At 57.2% G+C, this 24,164-nt stretch carries 18 protein-coding genes and 1 other RNA gene; 12 read left to right on the top strand and 7 right to left on the bottom strand.

Annotated features, from left to right (window positions below; translation table 11 throughout):
• Positions 1-148: 148 nt before the first annotated feature.
• Positions 149-1,336 (top strand): pyridoxal phosphate-dependent aminotransferase, encoded by a 1,188-nt coding sequence (locus QZ725_RS06065; RefSeq protein WP_293777380.1) that lies wholly within the window; start codon positions 149-151, stop codon positions 1,334-1,336.
• A 70-nt stretch (positions 1,337-1,406) separates the two neighbouring features.
• On the opposite strand, the gene QZ725_RS06070 is transcribed toward QZ725_RS06065, so the two are convergent.
• Positions 1,407-2,372, bottom strand: coding sequence for a transglycosylase SLT domain-containing protein (locus QZ725_RS06070; RefSeq protein WP_293777383.1), 966 nt, complete (start codon positions 2,370-2,372; stop codon positions 1,407-1,409).
• Positions 2,373-2,836: 464 nt separating this feature from the next.
• On the opposite strand from QZ725_RS06070, the gene ubiD reads away from it, so the two are divergent.
• The 9 genes from ubiD to QZ725_RS06115 all read left to right on the top strand — a co-directional run bounded on the left by ubiD (position 2,837) and on the right by QZ725_RS06115 (position 14,501).
• Complete coding sequence (gene ubiD / locus QZ725_RS06075) at positions 2,837-4,321, top strand: 4-hydroxy-3-polyprenylbenzoate decarboxylase (protein ID WP_293777385.1); 1,485 nt, start codon at positions 2,837-2,839, stop codon at positions 4,319-4,321.
• Positions 4,322-4,472: 151 nt separating this feature from the next.
• Positions 4,473-4,571: signal recognition particle sRNA small type (gene ffs, locus QZ725_RS06080), an RNA gene on the top strand.
• Positions 4,572-4,911: 340 nt separating this feature from the next.
• Positions 4,912-5,940, top strand: a complete 1,029-nt coding sequence (locus QZ725_RS06085; RefSeq protein WP_293777387.1) for an efflux RND transporter periplasmic adaptor subunit — start codon at positions 4,912-4,914, stop codon at positions 5,938-5,940.
• 25 nt (positions 5,941-5,965) lie between these two features.
• Positions 5,966-9,052 (top strand): efflux RND transporter permease subunit, encoded by a 3,087-nt coding sequence (locus QZ725_RS06090; RefSeq protein WP_293777389.1) that lies wholly within the window; start codon positions 5,966-5,968, stop codon positions 9,050-9,052.
• A 319-nt stretch (positions 9,053-9,371) separates the two neighbouring features.
• Positions 9,372-11,519 (top strand): DNA polymerase III subunit gamma/tau, encoded by a 2,148-nt coding sequence (locus QZ725_RS06095; protein WP_293777392.1) that lies wholly within the window; start codon positions 9,372-9,374, stop codon positions 11,517-11,519.
• A 56-nt stretch (positions 11,520-11,575) separates the two neighbouring features.
• Positions 11,576-11,902: a YbaB/EbfC family nucleoid-associated protein gene (locus tag QZ725_RS06100; RefSeq protein ID WP_293777394.1), complete on the top strand. Its 327-nt coding sequence runs from the start codon at positions 11,576-11,578 to the stop codon at positions 11,900-11,902.
• A 13-nt stretch (positions 11,903-11,915) separates the two neighbouring features.
• Positions 11,916-12,512, top strand: a complete 597-nt coding sequence (gene recR / locus QZ725_RS06105) for a recombination mediator RecR (RefSeq protein ID WP_293777396.1) — start codon at positions 11,916-11,918, stop codon at positions 12,510-12,512.
• A gap of 67 nt (positions 12,513-12,579) precedes the next feature.
• Positions 12,580-13,248, top strand: a complete 669-nt coding sequence (locus QZ725_RS06110) for an N-methyl-D-aspartate receptor NMDAR2C subunit (RefSeq protein ID WP_293777398.1) — start codon at positions 12,580-12,582, stop codon at positions 13,246-13,248.
• Positions 13,249-13,253: 5 nt separating this feature from the next.
• Positions 13,254-14,501, top strand: coding sequence for a CaiB/BaiF CoA-transferase family protein (locus QZ725_RS06115; RefSeq protein ID WP_293777401.1), 1,248 nt, complete (start codon positions 13,254-13,256; stop codon positions 14,499-14,501).
• A gap of 253 nt (positions 14,502-14,754) precedes the next feature.
• On the opposite strand, the gene QZ725_RS06120 is transcribed toward QZ725_RS06115, so the two are convergent.
• Positions 14,755-15,288: a hypothetical protein gene (locus tag QZ725_RS06120; protein ID WP_293777403.1), complete on the bottom strand. Its 534-nt coding sequence runs from the start codon at positions 15,286-15,288 to the stop codon at positions 14,755-14,757.
• A 129-nt stretch (positions 15,289-15,417) separates the two neighbouring features.
• Complete coding sequence (locus QZ725_RS06125) at positions 15,418-15,693, bottom strand: DUF2798 domain-containing protein (RefSeq protein ID WP_293777406.1); 276 nt, start codon at positions 15,691-15,693, stop codon at positions 15,418-15,420.
• Positions 15,694-15,805: 112 nt separating this feature from the next.
• Here QZ725_RS06125 and QZ725_RS06130 point away from each other — a divergent pair, with 112 nt between their 5' ends.
• Positions 15,806-16,750 carry a LysR family transcriptional regulator gene (locus QZ725_RS06130; protein ID WP_293777408.1) on the top strand — a complete coding sequence of 315 codons (945 nt, stop codon included), beginning with the start codon at positions 15,806-15,808 and terminating at the stop codon, positions 16,748-16,750.
• A 77-nt stretch (positions 16,751-16,827) separates the two neighbouring features.
• Here QZ725_RS06130 and tal read toward each other — a convergent pair whose 3' ends face one another.
• The 4 genes from tal to pgi all read right to left on the bottom strand — a co-directional run bounded on the left by tal (position 16,828) and on the right by pgi (position 21,957).
• Positions 16,828-17,766: a transaldolase gene (tal, locus tag QZ725_RS06135; RefSeq protein ID WP_293777410.1), complete on the bottom strand. Its 939-nt coding sequence runs from the start codon at positions 17,764-17,766 to the stop codon at positions 16,828-16,830.
• Positions 17,767-17,842: 76 nt separating this feature from the next.
• Positions 17,843-18,709, bottom strand: coding sequence for a MurR/RpiR family transcriptional regulator (locus tag QZ725_RS06140; RefSeq protein WP_293777412.1), 867 nt, complete (start codon positions 18,707-18,709; stop codon positions 17,843-17,845).
• Positions 18,710-18,730: 21 nt separating this feature from the next.
• Complete coding sequence (gene zwf / locus QZ725_RS06145; protein WP_293777414.1) at positions 18,731-20,200, bottom strand: glucose-6-phosphate dehydrogenase; 1,470 nt, start codon at positions 20,198-20,200, stop codon at positions 18,731-18,733.
• 101 nt (positions 20,201-20,301) lie between these two features.
• Positions 20,302-21,957, bottom strand: coding sequence for a glucose-6-phosphate isomerase (gene pgi, locus QZ725_RS06150; protein WP_293777416.1), 1,656 nt, complete (start codon positions 21,955-21,957; stop codon positions 20,302-20,304).
• 292 nt (positions 21,958-22,249) lie between these two features.
• Between pgi and edd the strand changes: the two genes are divergently transcribed.
• Positions 22,250-24,163: a phosphogluconate dehydratase gene (edd, locus tag QZ725_RS06155; RefSeq protein WP_293777419.1), complete on the top strand. Its 1,914-nt coding sequence runs from the start codon at positions 22,250-22,252 to the stop codon at positions 24,161-24,163.
• Position 24,164: the final 1 nt, after the last annotated feature.

The following is a 24,164-nucleotide window of genomic DNA, read 5'->3' on the forward strand; positions in this document are numbered from 1 at the left end:
GCTTTGATTTGGGGCCAGGTAATCAAGTCTGAAGCGAGTTTCGATCTCGCATCCGCCATCTGTGCAGTCATGCCGGATGGCGTTTTTCATGGTGCGCTCACAACGCGTGTTTGCGCCTCTTGTCAGAAACGAATGGAAGGAGAGGGCCTTGTCTGTCGATTTGCCGTTACTGGCTGCACGACTTGAACAGATTGCGCCATTCCATGTGATGGAACTGGCCAAGCATGCTGCCGAACTGGAGCGGCAAGGGCGTCATATCGTCCACATGGGCATTGGCGAGCCGGATTTCACGGCGCCGCAGCCAGTGCTCGATGCGGCCATGCGCGCCATGCAGGAAGGACGCTCGCAATATACGGCAGCGACCGGCATGCCGGCCTTGCGTAAGGCTATCTCGGATTACTACCAGGACGCCTATGGTGTAAAGGTTTCGCCATCGCGTATCGTCGTCACGGCAGGGGCATCGGCGGCATTATTACTGGCATGTGCGGCACTGGTGGAACACGGAAGTGAGGTATTGATGTCTGATCCTTCGTATCCCTGTAATCGCCATTTTGTGGCGGCTTTCGGTGGAAGTGCGCACATGATTGCCTGTGATGCCGCGCAGCGTTTCCAGTTGTCGGCACGACAGGTACGAGAACATTGGACGTCGTCCACGCGCGGTGTTTTGCTCGCTTCACCGTCCAACCCGACCGGCACTACGATCGCGGCAAAGGAATTGGCTTGCATCGTTGATGAAGTGTGTAGCAGAAAAGGTTTTGTCATTGTCGATGAAATCTATAACGGCTTGCGCTATGACAGTGCGCCGTTCTCGGCGACCTCGCTGGGCGACGATGTGATTGTCATCAACAGTTTTTCCAAATACTTCAATATGACAGGCTGGCGTCTTGGCTGGTTGGTGGTGCCGGAAGCATTGGTGCCAGCAATTGAAAAGCTTGCGCAAAACCTGTTCATTTGCGCCCCCAGCATTGCCCAGCATGCAGGACTTGCATGTTTTTCTGCTGAAGCGCGCGCCATCTATGAAGAGCGCCGACTCGAAATGCAGCGTCGCCGCGATTACATCGTGCCAGCGTTGGAGAGTGTGGGTTTACGTGTACCGGTCATACCGGATGGTGCGTTTTACGTTTATGCAGATTGTTCGTGCTTGTCTGATGACGCAGACCGCCTCAGCCGTGATTTGCTGGAGCAGGCCGGGGTGGTGGTGGTGCCGGGCATGGATTTTGGTGTGGCAGAACCACGTCGCTACTTGCGGATTTCCTATGCCACCTCGCTGGAGCATTTGCGGGAAGCCGTAGCGCGTATGCGGCGCTTTTTCGAGCGTGGCGACGGAGGTGAGTAAGTCTATTTATTATTCGCACAATAAAAAAGGAGCCTTGTGGCTCCTTTTCTTATAGAGATGACGACTCGGCTTAGAGCGACGTCATGCCATTCGAGAGTTTTTCCTTGCGGCCCATGTCTTCCACGCTGGCGCCCGTGCTGACCATTTCAGGTTGCTTGGCTTGTGCCGATGCTGGAATCGCTTGTTTGGCTGGCGCGCGGCTGGCCATCGCTGCATAGACCGAAACACGCTTGCCACTGGCAACGGCTTTCAGACGGTCATATTCGCCCAGTACCTTGGCACCGTAGCCGGCATCATCGGTCATTGCGGCAGCGCCGACGTAGCGCTTGAGTCCAGCCTCGACCGAACCGCCACGTGCGACATATTCCTTGAGAATCAGCGAGCCGACGCGGATATTGGCAACCGGATTCAGTGCTGCCTGTGCACCGCCCATTTCGGCAAACTTGTCGTGGTGAACCTTGGACATGACCTGCATCAGGCCCTGTGCGCCGACCGGGCTTTCTGCGAAAGGATTGAAGCGCGATTCAATTGCCATGACGGCCAGAATCAGCAGGGGATCGAGGTTGATTTCCTGCGCCGTCAAATAGGCAGCGGAAACCAGCATATTGGTAGCGTCGTTCGCAACACGGTAGCGCTTGGAAATCCATTCTGTGACGCGCTTTTGTTGCACTTCGCTGCCGAGCAGCGCATTGGGTGCCACATTTGCGGCGACGGTTTTGATGTTATCGGCATCATCCTGATTGCCGGCTGCCTCTTCGCCCATCAGATTGGACATTGGCGGCAGATCGACTTGTGGAGAATTCGATGCAACAGCTTCGCTGAACGGAGAGAGCGCCTGCAACTTGTCGGCTACTTCCGGTTTGAAAAACATCATGGTAAGGACGGCAATCGCAGCGAGGCCAAGAGCCATCACAGCGTGGCGAGCGGTATTGACCAGCTTGCCGGTGGAAGCGCGCATCGGGGTCGAGCGCGCGATCACCTCTCGTGCCGATTGGTTGGCGACTTGTCGCATCGCCTGGGTCATACGATCTAACATTACTTGCTCCTGAATTAACGCGGCAGGTGAAGGGCTCCACCAGTTCGGATGTAGAACCCTGAACGTGCCGTGAATCAGAGAAATCGCCTGTTCGCACCGCGTGGCAGCACGGAACAGGCGTCGGAGTTGTCTGGTGAATGTCGCTACGGCGGTCCATCGGCCAAAAACAACTTATCGGGGAAGGCGCAGTGCCTTGCAAATCTAGGTAACGACTGTGGAGGCCCGATCCTCCGATGAAGCGAAGAGAGGTTTCTTTTCTTCCCCGTTTGATGTTCAAATACGGGCCTGCTCTTCGAGTTGCGCGAATTGTAGGAGTCCGTTTATATCGAGTCAATACTACAAAAACGCAATTTCATAACTTTATGATCTTAAGATTTTGGGTTGGTTCACCAAAATTCAATGAAATCAATCACTTGCACTTTTGGTCTCCTAAATTGTGTCCAGTGGTAAAAAACGCGAAAAATATGAAATATTCAGACCTCCGCGACTTTATTTCCCAATTGCAACAAATGGGCGAACTTAAACGCATAAACGTGCCCGTTTCGACGCATTTGGAGATGACTGAGATATGCGATCGAACTCTGCGAGCACAAGGGCCGGCGCTGCTCTTCGAGCAGCCCACGAGCCAAAAGATTCCCGTACTGGGTAATCTTTTCGGTACGCCAAAACGTGTAGCGCTGGGCATGGGGGCGACCGATGTCAGCGAATTGCGTCGTATCGGCCATGTGCTGGCAACGCTGAAAGAACCCGAACCGCCCAAGGGATTCAAGGATGTAATGGGCATGACGTCGATGGTCAAGGCGCTGTGGGATATGGCGCCGAAGGAGACGCGCAGTGCGCCATGCCAGGAAATCGTATGGGAGGGCGATGATGTCGATCTGGCGCGCCTGCCGATTCAGCATTGCTGGCCCGGCGATATTGCACCACTCATCACGTGGGGGCTGGTGATCACCAAGGGGCCGAACAAGAAACGGCAAAATCTGGGTATATATAGACAGCAGGTGCTGGGCCGCAACAAGGTCATCATGCGCTGGCTGGCGCATCGCGGCGGCGCGCTGGATTTTCGCGAGCACTGCCTGATCAATCGTGGTCAGCCATATCCGATTTCGGTGGCGCTGGGGGCCGATCCTGCGACGATATTGGGTGCCGTGACACCGGTACCGGATAGCCTTTCCGAATACCAGTTTGCCGGCCTGTTACGCGGCAGCCGGACAGAACTCGTCAAATCCATTGGCAGCGAGTTGCGTGTGCCGTCTTCGGCCGAGATCGTGCTGGAAGGTCATATTTATCCCGACGAATCGCATCCCAGCGGTTACGAGCATGCACTTGAAGGCCCGTATGGGGACCATACCGGCTATTACAACGAGCAGGATTCCTTCCCGGTTTTCACCATCGATCGCATTACGATGCGGCGCGATCCGATCTATCACTCTACGTATACAGGTAAGCCGCCAGATGAGCCGGCGGTGCTGGGTGTGGCGCTGAATGAAGTGTTCATTCCACTGCTGCAGAAACAGTTCTCGGAAATTACCGATTTCTATCTACCGCCTGAAGGTTGCAGTTACCGTATGGCCGTGGTGCAGATGAAGAAGTCGTATGCCGGTCATGCCAAGCGCGTGATGTTTGGCGTCTGGAGCTTCCTCCGGCAGTTTATGTATACGAAGTTCATCATCGTGGTGGATGAAGACGTCAACGTGCGTGATTGGAAGGAAGTCATCTGGGCAATTACCACGCGTGTCGATCCGTTGCGCGATACCACGCTGGTGGACAACACGCCGATCGATTATCTCGATTTCGCCTCACCGATCAGCGGGCTAGGCAGCAAGATGGGTATCGACGCCACCAATAAATGGCCGGGGGAAACCAGCCGTGAGTGGGGTACGCCGATCGAAATGACGGATGCGGTCAAAACGCGGGTGGATCAGATCTGGCAAGAGCTGGGTATTTAACGCTGGGCATCTCGGCGGACAATTCAGTCGGCGGGAAAGCGGTCATTGCGGTGGCGGTGATGCGCTGCTTTCTCGTTTGCATGTTAAGGAATGAACGGCGCACGCAGTAATTCTGCAGCGCGTGCATCACATTGCTGATAGAATGCAGGTCGGCGGGCCCCTGCGCATTGTGGCATGGTCAATCTGGTCAGGTCGGGAACGAAGCAGCCACAGCCATTTACTGCAAGTGCCGTAGATCAGGCTCGCCCCTCTCAGTATTCACTCGTGCCAGTTATTCTCGGTCCGACACGCATTTCTCCCCTTGTCATTCCAACAAATTGTGCAGTGTCAGCGCTGTGGAATTTTATTTGTTGCGGACAGCCCACGAATGGCTGCCATGTTAAGCTTCTCGCGCAACTTGGGTGCCGGTGACCGCTCTGTAAAGCGGACAGCATTTTGGTCCCCAATTCTTCATGCTGCATACTTCATTTGGCCCCATGCAACGTAATAGAAAATTCCTCCTGATTGGTCTAGGCATCGTTGGGGTTGCCGTCATTTCATATTTACAGTTTTTTCGAACCGGACAGAAATCAGGGCGTCCTGACAGTGCCATGGTCGTGCGTTCGACGGTTGCGAAGCAGCAAACGGTTCCTTTGACCGTGCAGGCAAATGGCACAGTGAGCGCCATCACGATGGTGGAAGTGCGCCCCAAGGTGCAGAACATCGTGCGTGCCGTGCATGTCAAGGAAGGGCAATTCGTCAAAGCGGGGCAACTGCTGTTTACCTTGGATGAGCGTAATGACCAATCCAATCTGGCACGTTCGCAAGCCGAATTGGCTGCCGCGCAATCCGATCTGGCAGATGCCGAACTGACGCTCAAGCGCAATCAGGATCTGGCCAAGCAGAATTTCGTCTCGCAGGCCGTGGTCGATACCTCGCGTACGCGTGTCGAGTCCTTGCGCAATACCATCAAGGCCAATCAGGCGGCAGCCCAATCGAGCGCCATCGTGCTGGGTGACAACCGCATTACGGCCAGCATTGATGGGCGTTTGGGTGTCATTAACGTGTTTCCGGGCAGCCTGGCGCAGCCGGCCGGAACCGCGATGGTAACGATTACACAGATCGATCCGATTGCCGTGACATTTTCGTTGCCTGAGCGCGAGTTGCAGAACGTGGTGGGAACCTATCCCAATGCCGATGCGCCAGTGACGGTGCAACTGCCCGGACAAGCGCCGGTGACCGGTCGCCTGATGTTCATCGATAACGTGACGGACAGCCAGACCGGCACCATCCGCATGAAAGCGCGTTTCGATAACAAGGAGCGCAAACTGTGGCCGGGTGGTTATGTGAATGTCAGCATGGTGACGCGCAATGTGCCCGATGCCGTTACGGTGCCGGCGCAGGCCGTGGTGACCGGGCCGGTTGATCGCTTTATCTATGTGATCCAGCAGGATCAGACTGTCAAGGATGTCAAGGTGACGGTTTTGGCGACCGAGAATGGGCAAGCGGTTGTGACGGGGCTGGCGAGCGGGGCGCGCGTTGTGGTGGAAGGTGCGCAAAACCTGCGTCCCGGCAGCAAGGTGCGCGAGGTAAAGGTGCCACCGAAGTCTGCTGCCGACACCATGCCCGCCGACGATTGATTGCCCTGCGCCCGGACATCCCTCTGTGAATATTTCCGAACTTTGTATACGCCGGCCGGTCATGACCGTGCTGCTGTCGATCGCGATTGTCGTGATCGGCGCCTACAGTTATTTCAAGTTGCCGATTGCGGCATTGCCGAGTTACGACACGCCAGTCATCAATGTGACGGCGTCGCTGCCGGGTGCCAGCCCGGAAGTCATGGCGTCTTCGGTTGCGCTGCCGCTGGAAAAACAGTTCTCGACGATTTCAGGCCTGTCGACCATCAGTTCCAGCAGTACGCTCGGCAATACCTCGATCACGCTGGAGTTCGATCAAGACCGCAATATCGATGCGGCAGCAGTCGATGTGCAGGCGGCTCTTCTACGCGCGCAGCGCAGCCTGCCGATCGAGATGACCTCGCTGCCGGCCTATCGCAAGGTCAATCCGGCTGACCAGGCTATTCTGCTGCTGGCGCTGACTTCGCCGTCGATGCCCTTGTCGGAACTCAACGATTACGGCGAAAACCTGATTTCACCGTCTCTTTCCACGATCAATGGCGTGGCGCAGGTGCAGGTATTCGGCCAGCGCCGTTTTGCGGTGCGCGTGAAGGTCAAGCCGGATGAACTCGCGGCGCGCAACATGACGATGGATGAGTTGGCGCAGACAATTCGTGCAGCGAATGCCAATTCACCCGTCGGCGTACTCGACGGTGAGCGCCAGACGCTGACCTTGCAGGCCAACCGCCAGATGCAAAATGCGGCAGCGTTTGCCAATATCGTGATCAGTAGCAGCAACGGTCACGTGGTGAGACTGTCGGATGTAGCCGAGGTGACCGATAGCGTCGAATCCACCAAGAGCGGTAGCTGGGCGAATGGCAAACCTTCGATCGTGCTGGCGGTGCAGCGTCAGCCAAATGCCAATACGGTTGCCGTGGTGGATGCGGTGAAAGCGCAGTTGCCGCTTTTCAAGGAGCAGATGCCTGCTTCGATCGACGTACAGGTCTTGAACGATCGTTCAGTCTCGATTCGCGAGGCGATTCATGATGTGCACTTCACGCTGGCGCTGACGATCGCGCTGGTCGTGATGGTGATTTTCCTGTTCCTCAAGCGTTTTACGGCCACGCTGATCCCCGTATTGTCGTTGCCGATTTCGCTGATTGGTTGTGCGGCATTGATGTACTGGGCCGGTTTCAGTCTGGATAACGTTTCGCTGCTGGGTATCACGATTGCCGTTGGCCTAGTAGTGGATGACGCCATCGTCATGCTGGAAAACATCGTGCGTCATATCGAGGATGGCATGGAGCCATTGGCTGCGGCCCTCAAGGGTTCGCGCGAAGTTAGCTTCACCATCATTTCGATCTCGATCTCACTGGTGGCGGTATTCATTCCCATCTTCTTCATGCCGGGCGTGATCGGTTTGCTGTTCTATGAGTTTGCCGCTGTCGTGTCGCTGGCCGTATTGGTGTCGGCACTGATGTCACTGACGTTGGTACCGATGATGTGCAGCCGCTATCTGAAGGCAGAGCGCGAAGAACATGCGCCGCAGAATTGGATCAGCCGCAAGTTCGAGCAGGGTTTCGATCGCGTGCTGGCGGGGTATACGCGCGGCTTGGATTGGTCGCTCGCGCATCGCAAACTGATTCTGTTGCTGGCGTTTGCTACCTTCGTGCTGACGGTGGTTTTGTTCATCACGATTCCCAAGGGCTTTTTCCCGACCGAAGATATTGGACAGATCAGTGTGACGATTGAAGGGCCGGAAGATGCCGCTTATCCGACTATGGTCAAGCTGATGACGCAGGCATCTGAAATCATTCGTGCCAACCCCAATGTGGCAACGGGTACTGTGCGTACGCGTGACAGTAATGTTGGCACCATGTTTATCGGACTCAAGCCGCGTGCCGAGCGGGATTCGATGGATGTCGTGTTGCGACAGTTACGGGCGAGTGTCAGGGATATTCCTGGCATCACGGTTTTCATGATGCCGGTGCAGAACCTGCGTCTTGGCGGTCGTAGCAGCAAGAGCCAATATCAATTCGTGTTGCAAAGCGTACGGGCCGATGAACTCAATGCCTGGTCGGAGAAATTGCTGGCACGCATGCGTGCCAATCCGTCGTTCATCGATGTGACCAGCGATTCGCAATTGAAGGGTTTGCAGGCCGAAGTGGTGATCGATCGTGACCGCGCCAATCAGGCCGGTATCGCGATTCAGGATATTCGCACTGCGCTCTACAGTACCTTCGGCGATCGCCAGATTTCCACGATCTATACGAGTGCCAACAGTTACTACGTGATCATGCAGGACAGTAACGTCGGTCGCCAGGATGAGTCCGATCTCGGCAAGATCTACCTGCGCAGCAAGACCGGTGCACTGGTGCCACTGACAAGCGTGGCAACGGTAAAACGCACGGCCGGTCCGATTTCGGTCAACCATCAGGGGCAATTGCAGGCAATTACGCTGTCGTTCAATCTGGCGCCGGGCGTGCCGCTGGGGCAGGCAACGGCGCAACTCGACCGCATCAAGGCAGAAGTGGAATTGCCGCAAAGCATTATCACCAGCTACGCGGGGGATGCTGCCGTATTCCAGCAATCACAAGGTAACCAGATCGCGCTACTGATTCTGGCCGTGGTGGTGATTTATATCCTGCTGGGCGTGCTGTATGAAAGTTATATCCATCCGATCACGATTCTGGCGGGGTTGCCGTCGGCGGTGGTGGGTGCCTTGCTCACACTGCGTATCTTCAATGTCGAACTGACGATGATCGCCATCATCGGCATCCTGCTGCTGATCGGGCTGGTGAAGAAAAACGCGATCATGATGATCGATTTTGCGCTGGCGGCGCAGCGCGAGGAAGGCAAGACGCCGGCTGAAGCGATCCGCACGGCTTGCATTCTTCGCTTCCGACCGATCATGATGACGACGCTGGCAGCCGCGATGGGAGCGATGCCGATTGCACTCGGGATCGGTGCCGGCGCCGAATTGCGTCAGCCGCTGGGGCTGGCGGTAGTGGGCGGCTTGATGGTGTCGCAGGTCATCACGCTGTTCATCACGCCAGTGATTTACCTGTATCTCGATCGTTACAGCGGCGACGGGCCGTTGCAGATCACGCCGGAGCAGATGGCCGCAGCACGCTGATCGAAACTTTTTGGCGACACGCTCCACGTTTTGTTGCCATAACGAAGTGCTTGAAGTGAGATGGTGCGTGCGCTACAGCGCTTGCCACCTTCTCCGAGCCAGTGGCGCGTTTGGTCGAAGAAATTAAGGGCGCCGCATCGGCGTCATCCTGTCGGAGGCTGCTCTCTTGTCGGCGCGCATGCAGGGATCTTGGCGGTCGGTCGCGTTTGTTTCTTGCTGATGGGAAGAAACCCGGCGACTCTGTAAATGATCGGCCGGTGTCGGGTAAAATGCGGGTTGCCTTTGGTTTGCATTTTCCTCGTCCAACGCGAACGGCCCCATGTCCTATCAAGTTCTTGCTCGTAAATATCGTCCGAAGAGTTTCGACACCCTGGTCGGGCAGGAACACGTCGTGCGCGCACTCACGCATGCGCTCGATAACCAGCGCCTGCACCACGCCTATCTGTTTACAGGGACGCGCGGGGTTGGCAAGACGACGCTGTCGCGCATTCTGGCGAAGTCGTTCAATTGCACCGGTCCTGATGGCACTGGTGGCATCACCGCCACGCCATGCGGCGTGTGCGAAGCTTGCACCGCCATCGATGCCGGCCGTTTCGTCGATTACATCGAAATGGATGCCGCCTCGAATCGTGGCGTCGATGAAATGGCGCAACTGCTCGAACAGGCGATCTACGCACCGTCCAATGCGCGCTTCAAGGTCTACATGATTGACGAGGTGCACATGCTGACCAGCCACGCCTTCAACGCCATGTTGAAGACGCTGGAAGAGCCGCCGGAGCACATCAAGTTCATTCTTGCGACGACCGATCCGCAAAAAATTCCCGTCACCGTGCTGTCGCGCTGCCTGCAGTTCAACCTCAAGCAGATGCCGCCGGGACATATCGTCTCGCACCTTGAAAATATTCTCGGTCAGGAACAGATCGAATTCGATACGCCAGCCTTGCGCCTCCTTGCGCAAGGTGCGCATGGCTCGATGCGCGATGCCTTGTCGCTGACCGATCAGGCCATCGCTTACGCCGCAGGCAAGGTAACGCTGGATGCGGTACAAGGCATGCTGGGTGCGCTCGACCAATCTTTCCTCGTGCGGATTCTCGATGCGCTGGTAGCCAAAGATGGCGCAGGTCTGCTGGCTGTTGCCGATGACATGGCAACGCGCAGTCTGTCGTACAACGCCGCCTTGCAGGATCTCGGTTCACTGCTGCATCGCGTAGCATTGGCGCAAAGCGTGCCTTCTGCGATTCCCGACGATTTGCCGGAACGCGAAGATGTGTTGCGTCTGGCAGGCTTGTTCGATGCCGAAGAAATTCAATTGTTCTACCAGATTGCCGTGCACGGCCGTAATGAATTGGGTCTGGCACCGGACGAATACGCTGGTTTCTCGATGACCTTGCTGCGCATGCTGGCGTTTCGTCCTGGCTTGGGTGCCGCAGATGTGGCGCCGCCCACGTCCGCTGGAAATGCCGCACCAAAGATCGTGCATGGTACGACGACCTCCGCACCGCTTGCGACTTCGCAGGCAGCGGTGCCGACTATGGCGTCTCCATCCGCTTCCGCCGCACGGCTGAGCGCCGCGCCGCAGGCCGCTACCACCAGCGCACCAGTCGTCCAACGGCCTGCTGGCAGCGTGAGCCCGGCACGCGCTGCGCTGGAAGCAGCACGTGCTGGCATGAAAGGTGGCGGTGCGCGTCCTGCGCAGGCTGCACCTGCTCCTTCACCAGCTTCAATGCCGCAAACGCCCGTTGCGTCGGCACCGCCATCCGTAGCCGCAATGGTGCCTAGTCCGGCACCCGCGCCAGTGACGCCAGCACCTATCGTCAGCGCGTCGCCGACATCACGCGTGCCATCGTCCTTCGATCAGGCGCCACCGATGGACTTGTCCGATTTGCCGCCTGCGCCGCCGTGGGAGGATGAATTCGATTTGCCGCCTTCGAGTGGTGTACAGGAAGACGGTCTCAGCGCACCGGCTCAAAAAAAAACTGAAACGCTGAGCGTTGAGGAAATTCAACCGACCGCATCCATCGCCTTGACGGCAACGCCGGCTGATGCGATCCGACCCTTCCTGCTGCATCCTGTCGAAGGCTTGTCCTGGGATGGCAATTGGCCTGTTCTGGCTGCGGCGCTGCCGGTACGCGGCATGGTGCAACAACTCGCGCATCAGAGCGAGCTGATGGGTGCCAGCCGTGAAGGCAATGCCATCGTGCTCGATCTGCAAGTCAATGTGGAAACCTTGCTGGCCGCTGGCAGTGTGGAAAAACTGACGGGTTGCCTGAGCGAACATTTTGGTCAGACCGTGCGCCTTAATACGAAGCTGGGCCCGGTGCAGCATACGGCGAATGCCGCCGCCATTGCCTATCGTGCCGAGCGTCAGCGCGAAGCCGAGCAGTCGATGCAGGACGATCCCTTTGTACAGAAACTCATGCGTGAACTGGGTGCGACCATTCTGCCCGGTTCGGTGCGGCCGGTCTGATCCGGCACGCATCGCTTTTTCTCTTTATTCCCGATTCAATCAAAGGAGTTTCCATCATGATGAAAAACCAGTTGGCAGGCTTGATGAAGCAGGCGCAGGCCATGCAGGACAACATGAAGAAGATGCAGGAACAACTGGCTTCGATCGAAGTGGAAGGCCAGTCGGGTGCCGGTCTGGTCAAGGTTGTCATGAGCTGCAAGCATGACGTCAAGCGCGTCACCATCGATCCTTCGCTCGTCGGCGACGACAAGGACATGCTGGAAGATCTGGTTGCTGCTGCCTTCAACGATGCCGTGCGCAAAGCCGAAGTGACATCGCAGGAAAAGATGGCAGGCGTCACTGCCGGCATGCCATTGCCACCCGGCTTCAAGATGCCGTTCTGATCGCGGGAACGCGTTGAAAACACCTTCCAGCCTTGATTTTCTGACCGAAGCGCTGCGCCGCTTACCCGGTGTGGGGCCGAAATCCGCGCAGCGGATGGCCTTTCACCTGATGCAGCACGATCGCGATGGTGCCGCCTTGCTGGGCCGCGCCCTGTCGCAGGCGGTCGAGAAGGTGCAGCACTGCGCGATGTGTAACACCTTCACCGAACACGAGGTGTGCGAGGTGTGTCTGGATGGTGAGCGCAATCCCGAGCTACTGTGCGTGGTCGAAACACCGGGCGATCAGGTGATGATCGAGCAGACCTTGACCTATAAAGGCTTGTACTTCGTGTTGATGGGCAGATTGTCGCCGCTGGATGGCATCGGCCCGCGCGATATTCATCTGGAAAAGCTGATTGCCCGCGCGACTGACGGTATCGTGCAGGAAGTCGTGCTCGCCACCAACTTTACCAACGAAGGTGAGGCGACCGCGCATTACATCAGTGAAACGCTGAAGGCACGCGGCCTCAAGGTCAGCCGTCTGGCGCGTGGTGTGCCGGTCGGTGGTGAACTCGAATACGTCGATGCCGGCACGATTGCGCGTGCCATGCTGGATCGCCGTACAACCTGACCATTTACTTTCGATTGCCTGATGCCGATTTCTGCCGTATCAGGCGGCTTCTGCATGGAGTGCTGACATGTCCCTGCATCTGATCGACGGCTTATCTCAACGCTGGCAATCCCTGAGCACTTCGCTACGCGCGGACCCGGCTGCGGCATCGCATGTCTGGTGGACGTTGTGCGAGCGTCTGTGCGAGCCGCATCGCCGCTATCACGGCCTGTCGCATGTGGCTGCGCTGCTGACGCAGGCCGAGCGCTGGGCCGATCACATTCGGGATGCGCATGTGGTGCAACTGGCGATCTGGTTTCACGATGCCGTCTACGATCCGCAGCAGGATGACAATGAAGCGCGCAGCGCCGATCTGGCGCGCTGTGCCTTGCTCGACATGCAGATCGATGAAGCCCTGATTCCCCATGTGACGGCCTGCATTGCGGCGACCGCAGGCCATCGTGTCACGACGGAGGAAGTGCCTGATTTGCCCTTGTTTCTCGATCTGGATCTGGCGATTCTCGGCGGCGAGCCTCGTGAGTATGCGCAGTACCGCGCCGCCATTCGAGCCGAATACGCCTGGGTCGAAGAAACGGCATTCCGTGACGCACGTGCCAAGGTATTGCAAGCCTTTCTCGATCGTCCCGTCCTGTATTTCACTGAACCGTTGCGGCAGGCGTATGAAGCGCGTGCGCGCGACAATGTGCTGGACGAACTGCAGGCACTCTCCCAACCGATTCACCCGATTCCCGACTGAATGTCATGACCGCCACCCCAAAAACTTCCGGCCCGCTTGCCGGTATCAAGGTTCTCGAACTCGGCACGCTGATTGCCGGGCCATTCTGCTCGCGCATGCTGGCCGAATTCGGTGCCGATGTGATCAAGATCGAATCGCCGGATGGCGGCGATCCGATCCGGCAATGGCGCGTATTGAAAGACGGCACCTCGTTGTGGTGGTCGGTGCAGGCGCGCAACAAGAAAAGTCTGACGCTCAATCTCAAGGATCCACGCGGTCAGGAGATTGCACGCCAACTGGCTTTGGAAGCCGACATCATCATCGAGAACTATCGTCCGGGCGTGCTGGAAAAATGGTCGCTCGGTTACGAGCAATTGAAAGCGGTCAATCCCGCTACCATCATGGTGCGGCTATCGGGTTTCGGCCAGACCGGGCCGATGAAGGATCAACCGGGTTTCGGTGCGATTGGCGAATCGATGGGCGGCATGCGTTATGTATCGGGCTTTCCCGATCGCCCACCATTGCGCATTGGCATCTCGATTGGCGATTCGGTGGCGGCATTGCACGGCGTGATCGGTGCCATGATGGCTTTGCGGCATCGCGATGTGACGGGTGGTCGCTGGAATGGCCAAACGGGTGAGGCATGCGTGGCAGGGCAGGGCCAGATGATCGACGTCGCGCTCTACGAAGCCGTGTTCAACATGATGGAATCGCTGGTGCCTGAATACGATTACGCCGGCGTGGTGCGCGAACGCACGGGCGGTGCCTTGCCCGGGATCGTACCGTCGAATACCTACACCACTGGCGACCATGAAAACATCGTGATCGCCGGGAATGGCGATGCCATCTTCAAGCGTCTGATGCTGGCGATGGGGCGGGATGATCTTGCCAATGATCCGCAACTGGCGCGCAACGATGGTCGCGTGCCGCGTACGCAGGAAATCGATGATGCGATTCAGGCTTGGTGCGCGACGCAGACCATCGATTCTGCATTGCAAATACTGCAGGAGGCCGATGTGCCGGTAGGCCGCATCTATTCGGTGCGCGACATGATGTGCGATCCGCAATTTCTCGCGCGCCAGATGTTTGAGCAACATGCATTCAAGGACGGTACGCCGATCAAGCTGCCAGCCGTTACGCCCAAATTGTCAGCCACACCTGGTGAAACGCGTTGGCTGGGTCCAACCTTGGGTGAGCATACCGACGAGGTATTGCAGGCGCTCGGTTACGATGCAGCAGCCATTGCCGCCTTGCATCGCGACGGGGTGGTGTAGGGAATGATGTTGGTGGGTCGACAATGATCGACCCACCCAGTGTTACAAGGCTGGCGTGATGACAGCCACGGATGCAATTCAAAAGGAGCAGATCATGGACAAGAATTTCTTCAAGCAGTTTGCGATTGCCTTATGCCTGTTCCTACTTGGTTATTGGACATTCAATGGCCTGATCTTCAACTGATCGCTCATCTTTTTAGCTATTTTCATACGCTTACCCAGGCGCATGAACATGCTTATCTCTCATGCCTCCTCAGAAACGCACACCACCTGTCCACATGGCGCCCGCGGCGCCGAACACGATGACTTCCGTGCACAACTGCTTGTAGCAGTAGCCGACGGCCGGCAGGATGACTGGCGCGGTACCGTATTTGTTGAGCGGAATCTTGTCCTGGTATTCATCCTTGTAACCGTGGATCAGGCCACCGACCACTTTGACGTAGGTATTCGGCGATGCATCGAAGGGGTGATATTTCTTGCCCCAATAAACGAGTGAAGTCGGTTGACGATAGGAATTCTTGAAATACGCAGCACCGACCACGGTGTTGTCACGGTAATTCCATTCCAGATTGAGCAAATGCTGTGTGTTGTTGTGTTCCGGACTTGGCCGGAAATGGCGTGTGGCGATACTCGTGCTGAAGGTGATGTTGTGCGGTGCACTTTCAGGCGGCAGAGAGGTATCGGTTTGCTCGGCAGACGCGGGGAATATGCAGCCTGCTCCCAAGGCCAGTGCAAGAGCGCTCAAACGGAATGCGGAATATGGGTGACGCGAAGAAACATTTTTCATAAGGGGGAATACTGCTACTGCAGTCGAACAAGGTAAAGACATGTGTAGGAGTCTATGTAGCCTTCCAGGTTCCCTTTTGTCAATTTCCTTCAGGCAAGCGCCGCCCATTTCCCCCCACTTTTTCAAGCATCAGCGTAGGACACTCGCCGGTTTTACCGTCAATGCCACAAGCTTGACGACGAGTGGTCGCACCATCATCACGCAAACGAAGGCGACCGGCATTGCCAGTTGATAGGCGTGCAAGACGCGCAACAGATAGCCATTATCGATGCCGCTGCCTGCGGCAACGATGACAAGGCACATCAGCATAGCCATGATGCCGGACATGTAGAAAGCGAATACTGCCGGTGTAAAACGCGTCGGAATACGTTGTACAAACAGACGTGAGAAATAAGTCGAGGTCATGATTTTCCTTTCAAAGACAGGTGTACTGTAAGAAAATCAGTCGAAAGAAACTAGCTGGCAATATCTAAAATTAGAGTAAATAAAAACTTACGAATGAGAAGGGCTGGCACTTATGGAAAGTCTGAAAGGCGTCGAGAGCTTTGTACGCGCAGTCGAAGAAGGCAGCATTGCTGCTGCGGGGCGTCGCCTGGGTATTTCCGCTGCGGCAGCGAGTCAAAACATTGCGCGTCTTGAAGAGCAGCTGGGTACGCGTCTCCTGATTCGCACGACGCGTCGTCTGGCACTCACGGAAAGTGGTCAGCGCTACTTCCAGCGTGTGCAGTGCATCATGCAGGAACTGGAACTGGCGCAATCGGATCTCGATGATTTGCGCGGCGAACCGCAAGGCGTCTTGCGGATTGCTTCGTCTGCCGCATTCGGCCGGCATGTGCTGGCGCCACTTCTACCTGCATTTTCACGCCTGTATCCGCGCCTGATGCCTGAACTTGTATTGGCAGATCATTACGTTGATCATGTTGCCGAAGATATCGACGTCAGCATCCGTTTCGCCCAGCAACTAGAACCCGGTTTGGTCGCGCGACGCATTGCGCGCGTGCCTTTGCGATTCTGCGCCTCGCCCGACTATTTGGCACGACATGGCGCACCCGAAACGCCGGAAGATATGCTGGCGCATCAATGCCTGCTGTTTCGTTCGCCGATGGATGGACGGCTGTTGGGATGGGGCTTTGTGCGCGATGGCGTGCGTTTCGAGCCGCGCGTGAATCCAAAGATGATCTGCAACGATATCGATAGCCTGTCGCGTTTTGCGCTGGATGGGGCAGGTATCGCCCGCATCGGTGCGTTCGTTGCCGAGCCGCTGGTCGAGAGCGGTCATTGGCGTGCCTTGTTCGAACCTGTCGCGGGCACACGGAAACAGTCGGATAAAGGGAAGATGCAAGCCGCCATCGAGCCGCTGGATTTCTATGCGTGCTATCAGGATCGACGTGCCGTGAATGGCAAGCTGCGCGTCTTTCTCGACTATCTGGATGCACATCTTCCCGCGCAATGGCGGAGCTGATGCGGTGGTGCGGGCCCGCAAGAAAGAAGGGCGTGACACATAGTCACGCCCTTCTTTCTTGCGTGAGTCTCGTCTGATTACTTGACCAGTGCTTCGATCAGGCCATCGAGCTTGACGGCATCGGCGCAGAACGCACGTATGCCTTCGGCCAGCTTTTCGGTCGCCATGGCATCTTCATTGAGCAGGAAGCGGAAGTGCTTTTCATCCAACACGATGCGTGCGATGTCGGATGTCTGTGATTCCTGCGGCGACAGCTTGCGGATGACTGAAGCATCCGATTCGGCCAGTTTCTGCAACAGTTCGGGGCTGATGGTCAGCAGATCGCAACCGGCCAGTTCGAGAATCTGCGAAGTATTGCGGAAGCTTGCACCCATGACTTCGGTGTCGTAACCGAACTTGCGGTAATAGGTGTAGATGCGCTTGACGGATTGCACGCCTGGATCATCGGCACCCGTGTAGTCGGTATTGTTGGCCTTCTTGTACCAGTCGTAAATACGGCCGACGAAAGGCGAAATCAGTTGCACGTTCGCTTCGGCACAGGCGACGGCTTGCGGCAGCGAGAACAACAGCGTCAGGTTGCAGTGGATGCCTTCCTTTTCCAGAATTTCGGCGGCACGAATGCCTTCCCAGGTCGAAGCGATCTTGATGAGGACGCGTTCGCGCGCAATGCCGGCGGCTTCGTAAAGGCGGATCAGTTCACGCCCCTTGGCAACCGATGCGTCGGTATCGAAGGACAGGCGTGCATCGGTTTCCGTCGAGACGCGCCCCGGAATCACCTTGAGGATTTCCTGGCCGAATGCGACCAACAGATTGTCGACAATGGTTTCAGTGGATTTGCCAGCGTGGTCGCGTGCCACCTTTTCCATGATCGGGCGATATTCGTCCTTCTGGACAGCCTTCAGAATCAGGGAAGGATTGGTCGTTGCATCCTGTGGTGCGAAGGCCTTGATCGACTGAAAGTCGCCGGTATCGGCAACGATGGTGGTGTGCTGCTTGAGTTGTTCGAGCTGATTCATGCGGTCTCTTCTTGTTGTGAATGGTTGCTGCAGTGTGTTTCTATTGTACGTAATGGGCGCGGTACATGCAGCGTGCTTAATCGTCTGTTTGCGATTGCAGGAAGGAATCGAAAGGCATGCCGATCTTCTCCAGCGTCTTTTGCGCACGCTGCATCCTGCTGCGCTCAACGGGCGTACGTTTCAAGGCAAGGCCCACGGCCAGAATATCGACGACGACCAGATGCGCGAGTCGTGTCGAGATCGGCGTGTAGGCATCGGCATGTACATGCAGATCAATCGGAACCAGTACGGTGGCCAGTTCTGCCAATGGCGTCCCGCCGGGTGCAAGCACGACGACATCAGCCCCGCTGTCGCGCGCCAGTTGCACGCTGGGCAGCAGGGCAGTGTTATGACCGCGTTGGGAGAAGGCAATGACGGCATCGCCTTTTTGCAGCAGGGATGCAGCGATACTGTGCACATGCGGGTCGACGTAAGCCACCGTCGGCAGGCCGGAGCGGAAAAATTTGTGTTGTGCATCGGTCGCGACAATGCCGGATGTGCCTTGTCCGTACAGTTCGACGCGGTTGGCTTTGGCAAGAATGTGCAAGGCAGCGTCGATCGCATTGGCATCCAAGCCGCTGCGCAGATCAAGCAGGGTCGTGATGGAGCGACCGCAGATTTTTTCGATCAGGTCGCTACTGCGGTCTTCGGCTGCAGGCGCTTCGGCATTACCGGGTGCGAGTGCCAGCCCTTGTGCCAGTCGCAGCTTGAAGGCGTGCCAGCCTTCGCAGCCCAGCGAGCGGCAAAACCGCACGACAGTGGGTTCGGAGACCTCGGCCTTGGCGGCCAGCGCTGCCAGATTGGCATCGATGGCCAGTTCGGGTTGTGCCAGCACGACCGCAGCGACTTTTTTCTCGGAACGGGAAAGCGAGTCGTAGCGGTTGCGTATGGCGTCCAGCAGCATGCTTGCTTGTCTTTCGCCGATTTATTCAGGCAGCGCTTCTTCGCGCCATTGCAGGCCATCGCGGCCGATGAGCGCGCTGGCAGCAGCCGGGCCCCAGCTACCGGAGGTATACGGAATTGGCTCGTTGCCTTCCTGTTCCCAATGACGCAGGATGGGTTCCACCCATTCCCATGCGGCTTCGAGTTCATCGGCGCGCATGAACAGCGTCAGATGGCCGCGCAAGACGTCGAGCAGCAGGCGCTCGTAGGCATCCATGCGAGGCGTCTTGAAGGTCTCGGCAAAATCGAGTTCGAGTTCAACCGGTTTGAGGCGCATGCCATCGCCCGGTGTTTTTGCCATCAGATTCAATTGCAGGCCATCGTCAGGTTGCAGGCGAATCACCAGGCAATTGGGCTGGAAGCTGCTGGTCGATTGCGCAAAGATCGAATGCGGAATCGACTTGAAGCGCACCACGATTTCGGCCAATTGATCCGCCATGCGCTTGCCGGTGCGCAGGTAGAACGGCACGCCGGCCCAGCGCCAGGTATCGATCTCGGCTTTCACCGCAACGAAGGTTTCGGTGGTCGAATCGGGGTTGGCGCTGTTTTCGGCGCGATACGCGGGAACCGGTTTGCCTTCGACATGGCCGGCGCGATACTGACCGCGTACGACATTGCGCGCCAGTGTGGTCGGTGTGAAGGGTTTGAGCGAGTGCAGGACCTTGAGTTTCTCATCGCGCACAGCATCCGGCGTGACCGACAAAGGTGGCTCCATCGCTGTGATGCACAGCAGTTGCAGCAGGTGGTTTTGCAACATGTCACGCAGTGCGCCCGAGGTTTCGTAGTAACCCATGCGATTGCCGACACCGAGTTCCTCGGCGATGGTGATCTGTACGTCGGAAATCCATTCGCGTCGCCACAGCGGCTCGAACAACACATTGCCGAAGCGGAGCGCCAGCAGGTTCTGCACGGCTTCCTTACCCAGATAATGGTCGATACGGAAAATCTGCGATTCCTTGAAAACCTGACCGACTTCCAAGTTGATCTGCTTGGCGCTGGCGAGATCGCGGCCCAGCGGTTTTTCCAGTACCACGCGCGAGTTTTCGGTGGCGAGGCCGCGCTCGTTGAGGTTGTGGCAGATCTTGGCGAACAGGGTTGGGGGCATCGCCAGATAGAACACACGCGTCAGCCCCGGATCGTTGCGCAGGCAATCGATCAGCGGTTGATAACTGCTGGCATCGGTGGCATCCAGTGACACGTAGCGCACGGAGTTGCAGAACGCATCCCACGCCTCTTGCTTGAAGGCTTTCTCATTGATGTTGGGTTTGGCGTTCTGATTAAGTGCGTCGATGAACTCCGCATCCGACAACGCCTGACGCCCGACGCAGATGATCTGTGCCGTCGCCGGCAAATCGCCAGCGCGATGGCGCGCATAAAGGGCGGGAATCAGTTTGCGCATGGACAGATCGCCGCCGCCGCCAAACAGTACAAGATCGAAATCGGTAAGAGCCATGATGTGGGTAAGTCGCGTTGATTACGTTAAGGGTGTTGCGTTGGTCGTCATCGACATGGTCATAGACGGTATCACGGCCATCTTGCGTGCGCCAATGCAGTTCATGCAGTTTTTCCTGCGGCGTTGCGTGCACGGGCAATCAGACCGTTGGTGGAACCGTCATGCCGGTCGGGATGCGGCGCGCCAGTCAGTTCCGACTCGATGTTTTTTGCCAGTACCTTGCCCAGTTCCACGCCCCACTGATCGAAACTGTTGAGGCCCCAGATCACACCCTGCACGAACACCTTGTGTTCGTAGAGTGCGATGAGCGCGCCCAGCGTGGCGGGTGTCAGGCTGTCGAGCAGAATCGTGGTGCTTGGACGGTTGCCGGGAAAGGTACGGTGAGCAACAAGCTGCTCGATCTGCGATTCGGCGATGCCTTGCGCGCGCATTTCGCTGCGCACTTCATCGGCCGATTTGCCGCGCATGAACGCTTCTGATTGCGCAAAGCAATTGGCCAGCAGGCGTTCCTGATGGTGTGGCAGGGTATGCGAAGGCTTGAGCGCAGCGATGAAATCGACGGGCATCACATCGGTACCCTGATGCAGCAATTGAAAGTAGGCATGCTGGCCGTTGGTGCCGGTGTCGCCCCAGATGACGGGGCAGGTTGCTACCTCGACGGTCGTGCCATCGGTGTGCACGCGCTTGCCATTGCTTTCCATTTCGAGCTGTTGCAGGTAGCCGGGGAACAGTGCCAGATCCTGATGATAAGGCGCGATCGAAATCGAATCGCTGCCGAGGAAGTTGCGATTCCAGATACCGATCAAGCCCATCAGGACGGGCAAGTTGCTTTCCAGCGGTGCCGTCTGGAAATGACGATCCATCGCATGAGCGCCTGCCAGAAAGGCCTTGAACTGTTCGCTGCCGATACTCAACATCAACGACAGTCCGATCGCCGACCAGACTGAATAGCGGCCACCGACCCAGTCCCAGAAGGGGAACATGTTGGCAGCATCGATACCGAATTGCGTGACCAGATCGGTTTGTGTGGAGACGGCGACGAAATGCCTAGCGAGTTCCGATTCCGGTGCATTGCGCAGAAACCATGCGCGCGCAGATTGTGCATTCGTCATGGTTTCAGAAGTCGTGAACGTCTTGGAGGCGATGATGAATAGCGTCGTTGCCGCGTCGAGTTGCGGCAGCAGGGCAGCCAGGTCATGACCATCGACGTTGGAGACGAAATGCGTTTTCAGGCGCGGATGTGCAAACGGACGCAGTGCCTGGCACGTCATTTTCGGGCCGAGATAAGAACCGCCAATGCCGATGTTCACGATATCGGTGATAGCACGGCCATCATGGCCCTGCCAGTCACCCGAACGCACGCGTTCGGCGAAGCTGCTCATGCGATCGAGCACGGCTTGCACATCGGCGATGACATTCTGATCGTCCACGTGCAGGTGGTCGCCAGCCGGGCGGCGCAAGGCGGTATGCAACACGGCGCGATGCTCGGTCTGATTGATTTTGTCGCCGGCAAACATGGCGTCACGTTTGGTGCTCAGGTCGGCATCGCGTGCGAGATCGCACAGTAAATAAAGCGTGTGCCGATCGATAATGTTCTTGGAGAAATCGACGAACAGCCCGGCACCTTCAAACGAGAGTGCATCGAAGCGGCCCGAATCCTGCTTGAAGAGATCGCGCACCTGCCAGGTTCTGGCCTGTTGCAATTGTTGTTCAAGTGCCTGAAAGGTGGGTGAGGCGGGCAGGGAAAAGGTGGGCATGTCGATTCGTTGAATGAGTGAAGGAACTATACATCAGATTATGGTAGTTTCACTACAAATATGCGGTGCGCGCATGACGCTGTGATGACGTGAAGGCGTGCGCATGATGCAGTGCTCACACTACGAATCAGGTGCGAAAATAAAGTTCAATTTCCTTGCCCCAGTGTTGTATCCGGGCGCAAGGAATTTTCGTTGCGCTACGCAGTCGGATGGGCGTGTTGGTCGCATGTACATAACCAGTTGACAATGCTTCTTGTAGTAAAATTTCAGAAATGTTTTCAAGGAAATTCCCATGTCGCTCCACCCCGTGATCGCAGCCGTTACCGAACGTGTGATCGAACGCAGCCGTCTGTATCGCGCCGCGTATCTGAACCGCCTCGCCGACTCGATTCACCAAGGCACGCAGCGTAGCGCCTTGTCGTGCACAAATCTGGCGCATGGATTTGCCGCTTTTCCCGCGCATGACAAGCTGGTGCTCAAGCAGCAGCGCCAGCCTTCGGTTGCCATCGTGTCTTCGTACAACGACATGCTGTCGGCACACCAGCCTTACGAACATTTTCCGCACATCATCAAGGATGCCGTGCGCGAAGCTGGCGGCGTGGCGCAGTTTGCCGGTGGCACACCCGCCATGTGCGATGGCATCACGCAAGGGCAGCCGGGCATGGAACTGTCGCTGTTTTCACGCGACACGATTGCCATGTCCACCGCCATTGCGCTGTCGCACAATATGTTCGACGCTGCCGTCTATCTGGGCATTTGCGACAAGATCGTGCCAGGCTTGCTGATTGGGGCGCTCCATTTTGGCCATCTACCAGCAATTTTCATTCCGGGCGGCCCGATGACGAGTGGCATGTCGAACTCGGAAAAGTCACGCATCCGCCAGTTGTATGCACAAGGCAAGATCGACCGTGAAGGCTTGCTGGAAGCCGAATCCAAGTCGTACCACGGTGCCGGTACCTGCACGTTTTACGGTACGGCTAACAGCAACCAGATGATGATGGAATTCATGGGCCTGCATCTGCCGGGTTCCGCCTTCATTACGCCCAACACGCCTTTACGCGATGCGCTGACGGCTGCTGCGGCACGCCGCGCCGTCGAGATCAGTGGGCAAGGCAGTGCGTTCACGCCTGTGGGGCAGATCGTTGACGAGAAAACCATCGTCAACGGCATCATCGCGCTGCTGACGACGGGCGGTTCCACCAATCATACGATCCACCTTATCGCGATTGCGCGTGCAGCCGGTATCGTGATCGACTGGGACGATTTCCATCGCCTTTCGTCAGTCATTCCGCTGCTGACGCGCATCTATCCGAATGGCGAAGCCGACGTCAATCATTTCCACGCGGCGGGCGGTACCGGCTTCGTGATTCGGGAACTGCTCGATGGTGGCCTGTTGCATGACGACGTGACGACGGTGTTGGGAAAGGGCTTGCGTGCGCATTGCAGCGAGCCTTTCCTCGATGGCGACAAGGTGATCTGGAAAGATGCGCCTGCGCAAACAGCGGATGAGGCGGTGTTGCGTCCGGTGGCACAGCCGTTTGCGCCCGATGGTGGTTTGCGTCTGCTGACCGGCAACCTTGGTCGTGCCGTGATCAAGATTTCTGCCGTCAAGCCGCAATACCATCTGGTCGAGGCACCGGCGATCGTATTCACGTCGCAGGAAGAATTCATGCATGCCTATCAAGAGGGCAAGCTCGAGCGCGACTTCGTCGCTGTGGTGCGCTTCCAGGGTCCGAAGGCCAACGGGATGCCGGAATTGCATGCACTGACGCCGGCGCTCGGCAATCTGCAGGATGCCGGTTTCCATGTCGCGCTGGTAACGGATGGTCGTATGTCCGGTGCCTCGGGCAAGGTACCGGCGGCGATCCATGTTTCGCCAGAAGTGCTGGCCGGTGGCCCGCTCGGACGCGTGCGCAACGGCGACATGATTCGTCTCGACGCCGAGGCCGGGACCTTGCAGGCGCTGGTGCCGCAGGCTGATTGGGAACGTCGCCCGCTCGCGCACGTCGATCGCTCGTCCAATGTGATCGGTATGGGACGCGAGCTGTTTGCGATGTTTCGCTCAACGGTCAGCATTGCCGAGGAGGGCGCTGCATCATTCGGCTTGCCGCATCTGGCGACGCCATCCTCGCCGGAGATTAATCAACCGAACGATGCGGCCGAACCCTTCAGCGATGAAGACACGCACGTACAGCAATCGATATGAG

It is taken from the genome of uncultured Oxalicibacterium sp. (assembly GCF_913776015.1).
Taxonomy (GTDB): Bacteria; Pseudomonadota; Gammaproteobacteria; order Burkholderiales; family Burkholderiaceae_D; genus Oxalicibacterium.